Raw genomic sequence first — 16517 nt, forward strand, 5'->3', positions numbered from 1 at the left:
TGTTAGCCCATCGCTTTCCTACGTCTGTCTGTTCCTTTTGGCGAAACACGAATGATCACGAAATCGCAACCCTTGTTCAGGTAAAATGCGATGGAGACCAATGAAAAGCAGAACATATTGATTTTACGGCATAATCGGTTGAGTGTGAGGCTCAAACGGGGATGAAAGCTGCGATCATGAAGCAAGAGCGCTCACGCGATTTCTGGATCTGGATGCTGGTCGCGGCGGCCGGCGCTCTCGGTCTCGTGTTCGGTCTTATCGGGTGGAGCGTGCATCATGCGGCTGCGGGGGTCACCGGCGGCGCGCTGCTCTCTGATGTTCTGTACAGCACACTCCTCATGTTTCTTGCCGATGGCGAAGCTGGCAACGCTGCGCCTGACAACGTCGCGCTCCATGTCGGGCGCTTCCTCGCCGTCGCCGCCGGTCTCGGCGCAATCCTGAAAACCGTGCTGATGGTCTTTGCCGACCGCATTCGCCGTTGGCGACTGTCGCGCCTGAAAGGCCATGTCATCGTTTGCGGGCTGGATGAAAAGGGCCGTGCCTTTCTCCATAGCGAGTGGATCATGCGGGACATGATGGGTGAAAGATATCCCATCATCGCCATGACGCCAGATCCGCAGCCAGGCGATGAAGCCTGGTGCCGCGGATATGATATTGAACTGGTCGCGGCGGATTATCACGACATCGCCGCGCTGGAAGCCGTCAATGCGGGCCACGCGCAGCGCATCATCTTTGTGGGGCCCGAAGACCAGAAAAATCTCGAAACGGCCCTCGTGCTCGACATGGTCAGTGGTGTCCGGGCGAAGATCGGGAAATCAGAGAGCAAGGAGAGGGAAGGCGCGCTGAAGGCCTATGTCCTGATCGACCATCTGGAGTTCTGGCGCCAGATCAGCCAGTCCGACGCCGTCGAGCGGCTGCGCGAGCGGCTGGAGGTTTATCCCCTGTCCATCCGTGATGTAGCCGCGCGGCAATTCATCTGGGAGCATCACCTGTTCGCCGTCGCCCGCCTGCGCGGGCAGGAGCGAGTACATATGGTCTTCGACGGATATGATCCGTATGCGTTTAGTCTCCTTTATACCATGCTGCCGGCGATCCTGACGACGGATCTCGGCCGCACGCGCGTGACGATCCTCACCGACAGAGCCAACGCCCGTGACCAAGAATTGCGACTCGTGATGCCGGAGATAGACCGCCTTGCCGATATCGCTTTCGTGGAACATGAAGGTTCTGTCTCACCGTCCCTGATGCAGAGCGTAGAGTCCGAGGTGCCGGTCACGGCTGTCTTTCTGTTCGCACAAAGCGACACTGTGGTGCTGGAACGCACCCTTGCCTTGCACACCGCGATGACGCGCACCGGGTGCTGGCGTGCGCCGCTGTTTCCGCGGATGGACAGCTATGATGGTATCCGCTCGCTGACCGCACCGCTCGATGGCTCTCGGCGTTTTCATGATGCGATCAGGCCTTGGGGACTGCAATCGGCATCCTGCTCTGTCAGCGTGTTTGAAGGTAATGCGGAATTTTACGCGCAGTCGATCCATACCGGTTACGTTACCTCGCGCCACGAGCAGTTCTCGCCGGACAATAGCGCCAGCCGTCAGGAGAGCCTCAACGCCTGGAACCGCCTTTCTGAGACCAAGCGCCAGTCGAACCGCCGCGGAGCGGACCATATCCCGGCCAAGCTCGCCAGCGCCGGATGTCATATTCCGCCGCATACGGATATGAGCGTGCCGGATGGCTTCACCCTGATCCATCGAGACGAGATGGAAGCGATGGCCGATCTGGAGCATCAATCCTGGATGGCGGGACGCTGGGTCGATGGCTGGCGCGCCGGTCGCCCGCGCGACGATGCCCGCCGCATCCATCCGGACCTGCTCAATGATTATGACGGGCTGACCGAGGAACTGAAGCAGTATGACCGCAATCAGGTCCAGTTGCTGAGTGACCAACTGCTACAGCGTACTGACAAGCCAACCCATAGCTCGATCCGCCATGAATACTGGTTGGGTATCGCGGAACCGGTCGGTGGTGAGGCGGATGAACAGACTTTGGCAAAGCTAGTTGAAACCGTCCTGCCGACACTGATTGCCGAGCATCCCGACCGGTTCTGGACACTTCTATGTCGCCCGGCACAGGGATGCACCTCTGTACTTACTCCAGCGGTTCTGGACTATTTCTCTATGCAGAAATTGCCGCACCGATTGATCCTGCTCGATGCGGGCACGGCACCGCTGGCAACCGGGCTTGAGGGGCACGCCAGGCTGGAGTGGATCGTTGAACTGAAAGGCGATGCTGCCGTCAGCAGCTATCTCAACAATCGCGCTCGCACGATCATCATCGCCGATGGCGCGGGGGATTTCTCCGGTCCCGCGCTGATCGATGCGAGCAGGGTGCAGCCCTAGCGCTGGAAGTCGTAGATCGGGCCGAGGTCGAGGATCTGTGTCAGCTCATCCAGCGCCCGGCAATTTTCTTTGTACAGGGACGGATCGCCGAGATCGGCCGGCGCAAGCCGGTCGCGGTAATGCTTGCCCGCCCATGTTTCCAGTTCGGTGATCCGGTCTTCAGTCAGGATCGCGCCGGTCGATGTCGCGGCCTGTTCGGCCTCGGTCAGCACAACACGCAGGCGCAGGCAGGCCGGACCGCCGCCATTTTTCATGCTCTGCTTCAGGTCGAGATAGAAGGCCTGCGAGACCGGGTTGGAATTGCTCTCCAGCATGCCGTCGACGAAGGCCTTTGTGCGCGGGTTCTCCTCGGCCTCGGTCGGCAGGATCAGCGCCATCGTGCCGTCGGGCAGGGTGACGAGCTGCGAGTTGAACAGGTATGAGGTGACAGCATCTTCAAGCGACACTTGCGCCGCGGGCACTTCGATGAAGACCGGCTCGAAGCCCAGCGGTTCGCACGCCTTTCGGATCTGTGCCTGCGTCTGGGCAAGGTCCTCGAAGGCCTCCTCGTGATAGAACAGGCAGGTGCCGTTGGTCACCGAGACGACGTCATTGTGGAAAGCGCCGGCTTCGATCGCCTTGCGAGACTGGCGCGTGATGATCGTGTTTTCGAACCGCAGCCGGTGCTTGGTCGCGACTGCGTGGCAGACCTCGACAGCCTGGCGCGGCAGGAATTTCATGCTTTCCAGCTTTTCAAAGGCGGAGCGTCCGTAGACGAACAGTTCAGCACCTTGCTCGCCATGGGCGGTGGCGAAACGGCCATGATTCGCCGCGCCCTCATCGCCCATCGCGCCGCCATAGGGCAGGGGCGCGTGATGGGTGAAATAGGCCTCGTCGGCAAAGATCGCTTTCAGGGCCCGGCCTGTCTGGTCCGCCTCGATAGAGCGGTGGAACATCGACCCCAGATTGGCCGGCGTGAAATGCACCTTGCCGTCCTGCGTATCGGCGCTGGGTGAGACCGTCGCCGCATTCGCCGTCCACATGCAGGAGGCTGATGCTGTGTTGTAGAGAAAGGCAGGCGAAGCAGCATGGGCGGCCTTGATCATCTGCGCGTCGGTGCCGGTGAAACCGAAGGCCCGCAGCGTCGGCAGGTGCGGACGCGATTGCGGCGGCAGTACGCCCTGCGTCAGGCCGAGCTTGATCAAGGTACGCATCTTGCCGAGGCCCTGCAGCACGGCAGCGCGGGGGTTCGAGACCTCGCCATAATTGGTCATCGAGGCGAGGTTGCCCATGGACAGGCCGCCATAATTATGGGTCGGCCCGACGAGCCCGTCGAAATTGATCTCGCTTGCAGTGCTCATGGTCTCGTGTCTCAGTCGTTGATGCCCGGTGTAACCGTGTCGTCCGTCACCCTGCCTTCGGCGATCAGGCTCGCCATCGGCCAGGCGGCATAGTCGGCGGCATAATAGCCGGCCGGGCGGTGATTGCCCGACAGGCCGGGCCCGCCGAACGGCGCTGCGCCGGACGCGCCGGTCGTCTGGCGGTTCCAGTTGACGATCCCGGCATTGATCTCATGAATGAATGTCTCGAAAAGATCGTGGCTGTCGGAGATGAGACCGGCGGCAAGCCCGAAGCGGGTGTCGTTCGCCTCCGCCAGTGCCTCTTCAAAGCTCCCGACACGGATCACCTGCAGCACAGGCCCGAAGATTTCCTCGTCCTTGCGGTCCTTCACGTCGGTCACGTCGATCAGGCCCGGGGTGACGAAGGCGGCCCCTTGGGGCGTGAGCATAGCGAGCCGCACGGCGTGGGCCCCGGCACCGATGAGTTCGTCTTGCGCTTTGAGGACGCTCTGTGCGGCATCGCCGGAAATGAGCGGGCCCATGAACGGTTCAGGTTCCTCATCGGGCACACCGACGCGGACCTTGCCGAGCAGGCTGTCGAGCGCGGCGATCAGCGCTTCGCCTTCCGGTCCGTCCTCAACGATCAGGCGGCGGGCGCAGGTGCAGCGCTGGCCGGAGGTGATGTAGGCAGAGCGCAGGATGATCCGTGCCGCCGCCTGCTTGTCTTCCACGTCCCACGCGATCAGCGGGTTGTTGCCACCCAGCTCCAGCGCCAGGATCTTGTCCGGCTGTCCGGCGAGGGCCTTGTGGATCGCCCGGCCGACTTGGATGCCGCCGGTGAACAGGATGCCTGCAACGCGCTCATCGGCGACCAGCTGCTCAGCGACCTCGCGCCCGCCCTGGACGAGGTTGATGACACCGGCTGGCAGGCCAGCGGCCTCCCAGCGCTGCAGCGTCTTTTCGGCGACCATCGGCGTCAATTCACTGGGCTTGAACACGACCGTGTTGCCGGCCAGTAGCGCCGGGATGATGTGGCCGTTCGGCAGGTGCCCCGGAAAGTTGAACGGGCCGATCACGGCCATCACGCCATGGGGGCGGTGGGCAAGGCGCATGGTCGCGCCTGCGGCCTCGCCGGTCTTCGTGCCGGTGCGCTCTTCATAGGCTTTCACCGAAATCGCGGCCTTGCCGATCATCGCGCCTGCCTCGGTGCGCGCATCCCAGAGCGGCTTGCCCGTCTCATGGGCGATGGCGGCGGCGATCTCTTCCTTGTGCTCTTTCAGTTCCTCGACGAAAGCGTTGATGATGGCGAGGCGTTCATCGAAGCTTTTCTTCGCCCAGGGCTTGAACGCGGCACGGGCGGCGGCGATGGCTTCATCGACTTCGCCCGGCCCGGCCATCGTGCCGGTCCAAAGGGTCTCGCCGGTGCCGGGGGCAATTGAGGAAAACTCCGCACCCGATCCTTTTTTCCATGTTCCGTTGATGTACAGGCTGTCGGTCATGATTTGCGTCCTTTCACGGGCGTGACGAGCACTTCCTCGCCCTCTTTCACACCCAGTTCGTCTATCTGGTCCTGACTGAGGATGATGGTGTCAGCATCGACCGCGTCAACATGCGCGCTGATGCAGGCAAAGTCGGTCATGCCGATTTTCGCAACGAGGGCAGGCATGTCGCCCTTTACTTCTTTACCCTTCTCGACGCGGCGGCGCTCGGCATTGCGTATCGTGGTGATGTTCTCGATCCGCGCCTGCAGGCTGGGGCCAGCATCGAAGATATCGATCAGGTTTTCATAGTGAAAACCCTGTCGCATCAGCAGTTCCATGGCGGGGCGCGATGAATCATGCGGCTTGCCGATCGCTTCCTGCGCCTGTTTCGGCAGAAGATCCGCATAGATCGGATATTTCGGCATCAGGTCGGCGATGAAGCGGAAATCATTAGCGCTGCGCTTGTCGGCCTCATCGAACTCGAGATGGAAGAACTTCCGCGCGACATGTTCCCAGAAGGGGAAATCGCCATTCTCGTCGGCCCAGCCACGAATCTCGGCCATGATCTTGTCGCCGAAGCGTCCCGGGTTCGCGGCCATCAGCATGAAGCGAGAGAAGGAAAGCAGCCGCCCGACACCGCCGCCGCGCTTGTCCGGGTCGACGAACAGCGTCCCGATCTCCGTATAGCCGTGGAAATCGTTGACCAGCGTCAGCACGTTCGCGTCAGTGCGCAGTTCCAGTTCCGGCGAATGGCTGGAGATGTGCGAGATACGATAGGAATAGAACGGCCGGTCATGGCCTAGATGGGTAAAGATACAGGCCATGCCGATGACCTCGCTATCATCTTCCAGCACGAGGAAGAATATCTCGCCCTTCTCCGTTGGGCGGGGGCGGGCGAAAGCCTCCTGCGAGAGATAGATGCGGTGCTGCATCGTGCGCTCCGACTGCGGCACGGTGGTCATGCCGCGACCGGTCTTGCCCGCAAGCTCCATCAGCGCGGGCAGGTCATTCTGTTCAGCAGGACGAACACGAACCATCCCTTGGGTCTCCTGTCTCAAATAACTATTGCGGTGTCAGGCGGTCGGGCCAGGCGGCCTCGCCGGAGGCCAGCAGCATCATGACGAGGCTGGCAAGTTTGGCGCGGGGCACGAAGCTGTCGATGATGGCGTATTCGTCGGGCGAATGGATCGCCCCGCCTACGACGCCAAGCGTGTCGACATTGGGCAGCCCCGCGGCGGCGAGGTTGTTGCCGTCGCAGCAGCCGCCCGTCGGCTTCCAGTCGATGCCGATGCCAAGGTCGGCGCCGGCAGATTTTACCAGTTCAAACAGGGCGCGGGTGCCACCCTCATCGGCCTTGACCGGGCGGTGGATGCCGCCATGCAGCTCGACCGCGATATCCTCGCCGAAGCCGCCCGCCTCGATCACGCGGTGGATGTTCTCATCGGCCCAATTCAGGTCTTCCGGGCTGCGTCCGCGAATATTCATTCGTACAACGCAGGTGTCGGGCACGACGTTCGTCGCCTGGCCGCCATTGATGACGCCGAGGTTAAGGGTCGTGCCGTCGCGCTGGCCATTCAGTTCGTTGATCGCCTCGATAACTTTCGCTGCGCCGACAATCGCGTTGCGGCCAAGGTGGAATTCGCGGCCCGCATGGGCTGATTTGCCACGCACGGTGAAGGTATAATGCCCGCTGCCGGCACGGGCCCCGGCGAGTGTGCCATCGGGCAGGGCGGGCTCGAAGACGAGGCCGATATCCGCCCCGCGCGCCTTTTCGGCCAGGGCCGCGGCGGAGGCGTGGGAGCCGGTCTCCTCGTCGGAGTTCAGCAAAACATCGATCCCGACGGCGTCTGCGAACGGGCTTTGCTCGAACGCCTTGATCGCTTCCAGCATCACGCAGATACCGCCCTTCATGTCGGCGGTCCCGGGTCCGTGCAGGAACTCGCCGCGCTCGTCTTTCTTGCGCTTTACTTTCTGGAACGGGTGCTCCTTCGGGAACACCGTGTCGAGATGACCGGTCAGCAGGATGCGACGATTGGCATTGGGCCGGTTGGAGAAATGATACGTGCCGCCGCGCGGGATTTCGATGACGTTGCCCCCGTCATCCACATGGGTTACTGCATCCGGCTCGCGATAGGCGCTTTCCAGCCCCGCCGCCTCGAAGGCGGGCACGACCGAATCGGCGACCCGGCAAATCCCATCCAGATGGCCGCTGCCACTGTTCATGTTTGCCCAGCCGGTGATCGTCTCGACCATGCGCTCCGTTGCGCCGTCGATAACCGACAGGTGTGTCTTGAAGTCAGTTTTTGCTGTCATGACCCCTAGTGATAGGCCTTTTATTGCCTATGGCAATGGCAGCCGCCAGCCAGTTATCGAAAAGCAGGCTTCCACCCCGGCGAAGGAAGGGGGAAGCATTTACTGCCCCGGCCACGCGATGGCGGGCAATAGTCTGCCCATGCTGCAACCTTTTCGGAACGGACGGCGTAACTAGCTGTTATCATGCAAAGATTATCAGGGACGAGGTGTGTTGTGTATGGTTGGTCGTAAAACTGCAAGTCTGCTGGCCGCCGCTGGCGCCTTTATCTCACTTCCCGGCGCGGCCCTTTCGGCTGACGAACCCGAGGAAATGGCTCACGCAGGGTCGGTGCCGCAGGATTTTGCCTTCGCGATCATGCGCAACGGCAACAGGATCGGCGATCATACCATCCGGTTTTCCCGCGACGGAGATACGCTGACCGCCCTCATCGACATCAATATCGATGTCTCCTTCGGCCCCATCCCGCTCTATCGTTATGAACACCAGAACCGGGAGACATGGCGCGACGGTCAGCTTGTCGCGATCGAGACGGAGACCACCGAGAACGGCGACGATTTCGCCGTCTCCGGCATGCTGGAAGATGGTCTTTTCATCGTCGACGGCATGGAGGGCGAGATAGAGACCGCGCCCGGCATCGTGCCGACCAGCTATTGGGACATGGATATCGTCCACGCCACGACCCTGCTCGACACCCAGCGCGGCACGCTGATGGAGCAGAAAGAAGCGGTCATGACCCGCGATGAGGCGCTCGGCGCGGATTGCTACGAGCTGTCAGGCGATCTCGATCTCACGCTTTGCTATACAGACAAGCGCTTGCGCAAACTCGCCTTCGAGTTCGACGGTAGCTACATAGAGTATCAGCCGATAGACCCTGAAAGCTGAGTTTACTTTTGATATGCCGACATTCCCCAACAAGACTGCCTGGATCACCGGGGCGAGCTCCGGCATTGGCCGCGCGCTGTCCCTCATCATGGCCCGCGATGGCTGGCGCGTTGCCGCCTCCGCCCGGTCGGAAGACGACCTCAACGCCCTGTCTCATGAGGCTAGCGACCTGAAAGGTGAGATCCTCGCAGTGCCCTGCGATATCACCGACCGTGACAGCATCGCCGCCGCACTGGAAAAGGCGCGCAGCGTTTTTCACTCGATCGACATCGCCGTGCTCAACGCTGGCACACACAAGCCGGTGCGGGCGAAGAGCTTTTCCGCCGACGATTTCAAATTGCTGACCGACATCAATCTGATGGGCACGGTCAACTGCATCGAGGCATTGCTGCCAAAGATGATGAGCGAAGGACGCGGCAAGATTTCCGTCGTCGCCTCGGTCGCCGGCTATCGCGGCCTGCCGACCTCCGCTGCCTATGGCATGACCAAGGCAGGCCTCATCAATATGTGCGAGGCGCTGAAGCCTGAACTGGACGAGGCCGGTGTCGACATCCAGGTCATCTGCCCCGGTTTCGTGAAAACGCCGCTGACCGACAAGAACGAGTTCGACATGCCGTTCCTGATGGAACTCGAGGACGGGGCGCAGGCCATGTACAAGGGCATCTGCAGCGACACCTTCCATGTCGCCTTTCCCTGGCAAATGGCGCTGCTGACGAAAACGCTCGGCATTTTGCCATCCCCCATCGCCCTGTCGGTGACGAAGAACTTCATGCCGGATGACAAGGAAGGGTAGGGCTTATTCCGCCGGTTTTTCCCGGGCGGGATAGAGCACATCGCCGGTCTGTGTCTGCGGATTGACGCGGAACGGCGCGCCCTTGATCAGGGTACGGATTGCCTGCCAGTGGATCGCAGCGACAATCTTGAAATACATCAGCGGATGGGACAGGAAGGTGCGCAGCAGGTTCCTGTCATTGAAGTCTCGCGCCGTGCCGGTCTGCGCCGCCAGCAGCGTGCGTTCATCGGCCCTTGTCTCGCGAATGGCGATACTCAGTTTCTCGCCCGGTTCCGCCAGTGTGAAGTGATAGCGGCAATCCATCTCCATCAGCGGCGAGACATAGAATTCCTTGTCGCAAGCCTGGCGGATCATTTCCCCGGGCGCCCTGTCCGGGTCGACCGGCATCATGTATGCCCGCCACTGGCCGAACGTGTTGCGCACTTCATAGAGAACTGCGCGCAGCACATCCTCCGTGTCATAACAGAACCACACTGACAACGGATTGAAAACGAAGCCGAACAGACGCGGGAAGCATAAAAGCTTCACCCGGCCCGGCGTGAAATCGAATCCACCCTCGGCCAGCTTCTCCTCGATCCATGGCCGCAATGCGCTGCCATCCTTCGCCCCATGATCCTTGTCATGAAAACTCATCAGCGCCAGCCGGTTATGGGCAAACCAGCGATGGGCCTTGTCGAGACGCGGCAGCTCGTCGATATCGATCAGCAGCGAGAAGATGCGATAGGCAAAACGGTGGGAGACAGGCCTGATCCGCCGGTGCGACACCGCGCCGGTATAAATCTTCGAGTAAAAGCCTGTCGTCTTGTCGCTCATCCTATTCAGCGGCATAGACCCGGCGCGCTGGCGGCGCAAGCGGAGCAGCATTTTCTGCCGACGGGCTCATTTCGGTGATCTCGTCGCTCCACGGCACCGGTGAGCCGAGCGCCTTGGCAACGGCAAAGCCTGCTGCCGCGCCATCCTCGTGGAAGCCATGTCCGCACCAGGCGCCGCAGAACCATACGCCCCCGGCGCCCTGTATTTCCCGCAACGCCCGCTGACCGCGCAGGGCGGCGCGGGTGAATTGCGGATGATCGTATGACCATTCGCCGATCACTTTTGCCGGGTCCGGCTCCTCCAGCGGATTCAGCGTCAGCAGCGCCGGTTCCGCAGTGTTCAAATTCTGCAGCTTGTTCATCCAGTAAGTCAGTGCGACGGGCGAGGGGCCGTCTTCATGAGCCTCCCGCGCGGCAATGTAGTTCCAGCTCGCCCACGCCCGCTTGCGGCGCGGCATCTGGTTGACATCCGTATGCAGAATGGCGCGGTTCTTCTCATAGGCGATGCTGCCGAGAATATCGCGCTCGGCCATGCTCGCTTCTGTGCCGAGGATCGACAGCGCCTGGTCCGGATGGCAGGCGAAGATCACCTCGTCGAAAGTTGCCTGTTCGAGGATCTCCGCCCCGAAGGATACTTCTATACCCTCGTCGCTTCGGCGCACCGCCCGAACCGGGCAGCCCATGGCGATATGGTCGGCGAACAGCCGGGTGACCTTGTCGACATAGGTACGGCTGCCGCCCGTCACCGTGCGCCAGACCGGACGTGCCTGCAGGTCCATTTCCAGCAGGCGGTGGTTCTGGAAGAAATTGATGAAGCTCTCCGCCGGGAATTCGTTGACCTGTTCGACCGGCGTCGACCAGATCGCGCCGGCCATAGGCAGCAAATGGCGATAGCGGAAGGCGGAGGAATAGCCGAGTCCTGCGAGCAGTTCGCCGATAGACAAATTCGCCTCCCGCGCCCGGTCCAGATAAGACGGCGCTTCCTTGTAGAAGCGCATGATGTCGCGGATCATCAGCCAGTGGCTCGGGCGCAATATGTTGCGCCGCTGGGCAAACATGCCGGGCACATCGCCGAAATATTCCGTATGCCCCTTGCCGATAGATACTGCGAACGACATGTCGCTCGCCTCTGTCGCCACACCCGTCGCCTCGAACAGCTTTACGAGGTTGGGATAGTTGTGGGTATTGTAGACGATAAAGCCAGTGTCGACGGCAACCTGGCCGCCAAAGCCGTCCGGCATGTCTACTGTATTGGAATGTCCCCCCAGTCGGTCATCCTGTTCGAACAGGGTAATCTCGTGGTCCCGGTGAAGGGCCCAGGCCGCGCTGAGCCCCGCAATGCCCGACCCGATAATTGCTATTTTCATCTGACTTTATTGCCTTACGCGTTATGGCTCGCGAGGTAGCGGCCCTCTAATGTTCGTATGCATGTTGTTACGTTGGCACAAAGCGACAAAGAGCCAGCGGATAACGCGTTTGTGAATGGGAGTGAATTTGCACGCGAGGAGTTTCGGTAGATTGTCAGGGCGCTCGCCCTGAGGCTCTGCGGTGAGCATGTCTGACCAAAAGTTCCCTGAGCAGAAGTTTTTTCGAACTCTTTGACGTGCCGGTTGTTAACGCATCATTGCGCAGGAAAGGAACACCATGGCTTCTACCGCTTATGCTGAACGCGACTACGTGAAGGACATGATCCGGCAGGCAATGACAGCGCCGCTGCTCGAGCCGGAAGAAGAATATGACTACGCGGTCCGATGGCGTGACGACAAATGCGAGAAGTCATTGGCCAAGCTGACCGAGTCGCACATGCGCATGGCGGTATCCACTGCAATCAAGTTTCGCGGTTATGGCCTTCCCTTGGCCGACCTTATACAGGAAGGCGGTATTGGTCTGCTCGAGGCGGCCAAGCGATTCGACCCGGACCGTGAAGTACGCTTCTGTACTTACGCAGGCTGGTGGATCCGCGCGTCGATGCAGGACTACGTCCTTAGAAACTGGTCGATCGTTCGCATCGGCTCCAAGTCGGCCCACAAGACCATCTTCTTTAACCTTAGCCGTATCCGCTCGATGATCGAGGAGGTTGATCGCGGCAATGGTAATGGAGAGACACGCGAGACCATCGCGAAACGCTTCAAGGTTACCGAAGACGATCTCGATTTCATGACCGGCCGCCTGCGCAACAAGGACATGTCCCTCAACGCAACCTTCAATGAGGAAGGCGACACGGAACGTCAGGACCTTATCCCCGATGAACGCGACCTGCCCGAAGATGTCGCCAGTACATCCATTGATGAAAAGCGCCGCAATGCCTGGTTACGATCCGCCATGGATCAGCTTACCGATCGCGAGAAAACGATTATCAATGAGCGTTTTTTCAATAGTGACAAAGTAACACTCTCACAACTTGGCGTAGACCTTGGCCTTTCGAAAGAGCGTGTGAGGCAAATCGAAAAGCAGGCCATAGGCAAGCTTAGAAATACTTTAACATCGGAAGGGCATTCAGCTTATATCGGCCTTGAAAATGCCTAACTTGACACGTTTAAGGGCGGCGCTCCGGACCGGCTTTCCTTGTTTTACCGCGACGATTATGCAACATGTCTTGGTAAATGGATTTTCGGGGAACGAAATTCCGGAAAAACCTGTTGCTCATCCAGTTCTGGACTAGCTAAACAGGACTTATTGGTTTAATTGTGCGTTGCGATGCACTACTATGCAGTCACCTTACAGGAGGGGATTATGAAACTTAAAATTGCACTGCTGGCGGCCGCTGGCTCACTGGCGATGGTCTCGGCAGCTTCTGCTCAGGATCAGGGTTATTATGGCGAGCTCGGCTTCGGCTATACGTTTGCTGAAGACGAAAATGATTTCGAGGATACCGGCAGCGCCGTTCCTGCGTCTTTCGTCACCAACTATGACCTCGACGAGTCGCTGAACATCTACGGTTCGTTCGGTAAATACCTGAACAACGGCCTGCGCGCCGAGCTGGAACTGTCCACGCGCACACAGGAAATCGACGAGCTGAAAGGCGACGGCCTTGGCTTCGTTGGCTTCCCGAGCGGCGGCAACATCGGCGACCTTACCGTTCACACGCTGATGGTTAACGTATTCAAGGATTTCACCAACGAATCCCGCTTCACACCTTATATCGGTGCCGGTGTTGGTCTTGGTTACATCCGTCCGGAAGCAAACAACTCTTCTATCGTATCCGCTCCGGCTTCCAGCCCGAACCAGCCTTACCTCATCGTCATGGGTGACAAGGACTATGCAACGGCCGTTCAGGCACTTGCTGGTTTCACGTTCGATCTGACCGACACGGTCGATGTCGACCTCGGGTACCGTTATCTGGTCACCGACTCCTTCGAGTATGGTGCAGCCATCAACGGTCCGGTCACCCCGATCGAAGCTGGCTACCGCGCTCAGGAAGTCACTGCCGGCCTGCGCTGGAACTTCGGTGCTCCGGCTCCGGTCGTTATCGAGGAAGAGCCTCCGGTAACCTACAAGAACTGCTGGGATGGCAGCCGCGTCGTATCGACCGCAACTTGTCCGCCAGAGCCAGAAATCGTTGAAGATCAAGTCATCCCTGATGATCTCGATCTGGTTGTCTATTTCGACTTCGACAAATCGAACCTCAGCGTCGCTGCTCAGGACCTGATTGCCGCCAAGTCGGCTGAAGCTCTGGAATACAATCCGACGAGCGTCACGGTTCAGGGTAACACCGACACCTCCGGTTCGGCTTCCTACAACAACGCCCTGTCCGCTCGCCGTGCAGCTGTTGTTCGTGAAGCTCTGGTCGCCAACGGCATTTCCGGTGGCCTGATCACGACCCAGGCTCTGGGCGAAAGCAACCCGGCCAAGCCGACGGCTGACGGTGTTCGCGAACCGCTCAACCGCCGTACGGAAGTCATGTTCGATTTCTAATCGGTCTGAATTTAGTTCAAGAAAACCGGCGCAGGTTTCTGCGCCGGTTTTTTTATGCCCGGCATAGCTAGCCCGCGTATTTTACCTCATTTTTTTCACCTGCCCGGTTTGCTTAATCATGTATTAAGCCGCCCGCGCAAAGCTGCACCTTATGGCCAGAAAACCGTCCACCCGCTCCGGTTCGACACCGCGCCGGCGCCCGTCCGCGCGGGCGACGGCCAGGCGACCTCGTGCCGGTAGCAAGAGTGGCAGTGGCAAGGCGGGTGCTGTTCATCATCCCCTTCTGGAGAAACTGATCCCATGGATGGGGAAGGGCAGGAAAACTGCAAAGCCCTCCGCAACAGCCAGAAAAGCACCTGCCGGCAACGCCGCCGCGGGTCCGGCCCGAAAAGCCGGCCCATCGCGCAAGGCTGCCTCTCCGCGTAAAGCCGCCTCTGGCCGCAAGCCTGCTTCGCGCCGCCGTCCCGCATCTCGTCGCGCGGTGCGTCCCGGCATACCCGGCTGGGTGAAAGGGGCGGGCGGTATTGCGTTTCGGGTGGGCTTTGTCGGGTTCGGCTGCTTTATCCTCTCGCTCGGCGTCATCTATTATTACAGCCGCGACCTGCCGCCGCTTAGCTCCCTGGAACATCTCCAGCGTCCGGCCCAGATCACTCTTGTCGATGCGCAGGGTGAGTTCCTGACCCGCTATGGCCAGCTCCACGGAGAACCGGTTGTTGTCCAAAGCCTGCCGCCCCATGTGGTCCAGGCCTTCCTCGCGACGGAGGACCGCAATTTCTATCACCACTGGGGTGTCAATCCGGTCGCTATCATCCGTGCCCTGATTGTCAACCTGCGCGAGGGCAGTGTGCGGCAGGGCGGTTCGACCATTACCCAGCAATTCGCCAAGAACGTTTTCCTGACGCCTGATCGCACTATCAAGCGCAAGATGCAGGAGATGCTGCTCGCCCTGCAGCTGGAGATGACCTATTCCAAGGACGAGATCCTCGCCTTCTATCTCAACAATGTCTATTTCGGTGCCGGCACCTGGGGCATCAGTGCTGCATCTGAACGCTATTTCGAGAAAGCGCCGGAGGACCTGACAGTCGGGGAGGCAGCCATGCTCGCCGGCTTGCTGAAAGCGCCCTCGCGCTACTCGCCCTCCGCCAGCCCCGATGCTGCCCGGGAACGCGCAAAAGTCGTGCTCGCCGCCATGGTCGATGCCGGTTACCTGAAACCGGAAGACGCCGAGACCATCACCAGCCAACGAATTGCTTCCGTTTCGCGCCGCCGCAACCCGGCGCCATATGCGACAGATTTTGCCATGGCGGAGCTGAACGAGATCATGCCGCAGCTCAAGCATGACATCATCATTCACACGACGATCGACCTGGCTGCGCACCAGCGCGCCCAGTCTGCCATTGCGACATTGACAGAGCGCGATACCCGCGTTGCCGACACTGTACAGGTCGCCATGGTGGCGCTGGAATCCGACGGAGCCGTGCGCCTGATGATCGGCGGCAAGGACTATGCAGAGAGCGAATATAACCGGGCGACCCACGCCTTGCGCCAGCCGGGTTCCGCCTTCAAACCGTTCGTATACCTCGCAGCGCTGGAAGACGGCCGCCGGCCGGACGACATCATTCTCGACACGCCGGTCGAGCTGTCCGACTGGGCACCGTCGAACTACAAAGACAAGTATTATGGCGCTGTGCCGATGGCCGAGGCGCTCGCCCGCTCGCTCAATGCTGCTGCCATCCGCCTGCAGGAGGAAACCGGTCGCGACCGCGTCGTCGCCGTTGCAAAGCGTCTCGGGTTTCCGGGCGAAATCGATCCGGGCGCGGCACTGGCCCTTGGCGTGAACGAGGCAACGCCACTCGACCTCGCCGCCACCTATCTGCCCTTCGCCAATCACGGCGTCACGGCAGAGCCTTATATCATCACGTCTATCTATACCGAGGGCGGCAAGGTGCTCTACGCCCGTGAGGAAAAGCCGGGCCGCTACGTCGTCGCAGAGGATGACCTGATCGCCCTTAACCACATGTTGCGCCAGACCATCGATGATGGCTCCGGCAAGGCGGCGGCGCTGCCGGGTTATGTCGCCATGGGCAAGACCGGCACGACACAGGAAAGCCGGGATGCCTGGTTCGCCGGCCATGCTGCGGGTGTGACCGGCGTCGTCTGGCTCGGCAAGGATGACTATTCCCCAATGCGCGATGGCTGGGCACCGGTCAGCGGCTCCGGTGCGCCGGCGGTCTTGTGGAAGGACATGATGGTCGCAGTGCTGAATGACAGGCCGGACCTGCCCTACACGCCGTGGGAGCCGCAACCCTTCCTGCCGTCGATCTTCGACCAGTTCCGCGGGCTGTTCAGCCGAAACGATGCGGCTGCCGACCCGGCTGTGCCTTACGATATGTCCTATGAAATGACAGCGCCGCCACCCGCTGACAGGCCGCTGCCACGGGCGCAGGCGAGCATGGACGATCTTGTGGCGGATATACTCGAAGAAGAGGAGGCGGCGCAGACCCTGCCAGAGGGGGATGAGCTTGGCGCCTTCCTCAACGGTCAGCTCTCAGAGCCTCAATCTCCAGAGGTCGCCCTTCCAGATCCCGGTACGGGCGGTTGA

12 protein-coding genes are annotated in these 16517 nt (G+C 60.5%); 6 read left to right on the forward strand and 6 right to left on the reverse strand.

The features are described 5' to 3' along the window. The first annotated feature begins 176 nt into the window (after nucleotides 1-176). The gene (locus tag FF098_RS01025) at nucleotides 177-2399 is read left to right on the forward strand and encodes a RyR domain-containing protein (protein WP_166426263.1); all 2223 of its coding nucleotides are present in this window, start codon (nucleotides 177-179) and stop codon (nucleotides 2397-2399) included. Here FF098_RS01025 and astB read toward each other — a convergent pair. From astB to FF098_RS01045, 4 genes are read right to left on the reverse strand one after another with little or no spacing between them, the layout of a single operon-like run. Beyond that, a complete protein-coding gene (gene astB / locus FF098_RS01030; protein ID WP_155136100.1) occupies nucleotides 2396-3739 on the reverse strand; it encodes an N-succinylarginine dihydrolase in 1344 nt (447 codons plus the stop codon). The genes FF098_RS01025 and astB overlap by 4 nt on opposite strands. 11 nt (nucleotides 3740-3750) lie before the next feature. Then, nucleotides 3751-5217, reverse strand: a complete 1467-nt coding sequence (astD, locus tag FF098_RS01035; protein ID WP_155136103.1) for a succinylglutamate-semialdehyde dehydrogenase — start codon at nucleotides 5215-5217, stop codon at nucleotides 3751-3753. Then, nucleotides 5214-6236: an arginine N-succinyltransferase gene (locus FF098_RS01040; RefSeq protein WP_155136106.1), complete on the reverse strand. Its 1023-nt coding sequence runs from the start codon at nucleotides 6234-6236 to the stop codon at nucleotides 5214-5216. The genes astD and FF098_RS01040 overlap by 4 nt, the downstream gene beginning before the upstream one ends. 25 nt (nucleotides 6237-6261) lie before the next feature. After that, nucleotides 6262-7512: a hydrolase gene (locus FF098_RS01045; protein WP_155136109.1), complete on the reverse strand. Its 1251-nt coding sequence runs from the start codon at nucleotides 7510-7512 to the stop codon at nucleotides 6262-6264. A 217-nt stretch (nucleotides 7513-7729) separates the two neighbouring features. On the opposite strand from FF098_RS01045, the gene FF098_RS01050 reads away from it, so the two are divergent. Continuing rightward, nucleotides 7730-8395 carry a DUF6134 family protein gene (locus FF098_RS01050; RefSeq protein ID WP_155136112.1) on the forward strand — a complete coding sequence of 222 codons (666 nt, stop codon included), beginning with the start codon at nucleotides 7730-7732 and terminating at the stop codon, nucleotides 8393-8395. A gap of 13 nt (nucleotides 8396-8408) precedes the next feature. After that, nucleotides 8409-9188, forward strand: a complete 780-nt coding sequence (locus tag FF098_RS01055) for an SDR family NAD(P)-dependent oxidoreductase (protein WP_155136115.1) — start codon at nucleotides 8409-8411, stop codon at nucleotides 9186-9188. A 3-nt stretch (nucleotides 9189-9191) separates the two neighbouring features. On the opposite strand, the gene FF098_RS01060 is transcribed toward FF098_RS01055, so the two are convergent. Both FF098_RS01060 and FF098_RS01065 read right to left on the reverse strand, forming a co-directional pair. Further along, nucleotides 9192-10001 carry a DUF1365 domain-containing protein gene (locus FF098_RS01060; RefSeq protein ID WP_166426264.1) on the reverse strand — a complete coding sequence of 270 codons (810 nt, stop codon included), beginning with the start codon at nucleotides 9999-10001 and terminating at the stop codon, nucleotides 9192-9194. A gap of 1 nt (nucleotide 10002) precedes the next feature. Beyond that, complete coding sequence (locus tag FF098_RS01065) at nucleotides 10003-11367, reverse strand: NAD(P)/FAD-dependent oxidoreductase (RefSeq protein ID WP_155136121.1); 1365 nt, start codon at nucleotides 11365-11367, stop codon at nucleotides 10003-10005. 277 nt (nucleotides 11368-11644) lie between these two features. On the opposite strand from FF098_RS01065, the gene FF098_RS01070 reads away from it, so the two are divergent. From FF098_RS01070 to FF098_RS01080, 3 genes are all read left to right on the forward strand, one after another. Next, a complete protein-coding gene (locus tag FF098_RS01070; protein WP_155136124.1) occupies nucleotides 11645-12526 on the forward strand; it encodes an RNA polymerase factor sigma-32 in 882 nt (293 codons plus the stop codon). 207 nt (nucleotides 12527-12733) lie between these two features. Then, nucleotides 12734-13915: an OmpA family protein gene (locus tag FF098_RS01075; protein ID WP_166426265.1), complete on the forward strand. Its 1182-nt coding sequence runs from the start codon at nucleotides 12734-12736 to the stop codon at nucleotides 13913-13915. A gap of 151 nt (nucleotides 13916-14066) precedes the next feature. Next, a complete protein-coding gene (locus FF098_RS01080) occupies nucleotides 14067-16517 on the forward strand; it encodes a transglycosylase domain-containing protein (RefSeq protein WP_155136130.1) in 2451 nt (816 codons plus the stop codon).

Origin of the sequence: Aquisalinus luteolus (assembly GCF_009712425.2) — a bacterium.
Taxonomy (GTDB): Bacteria; Pseudomonadota; Alphaproteobacteria; order Caulobacterales; family Parvularculaceae; genus Aquisalinus; species Aquisalinus luteolus.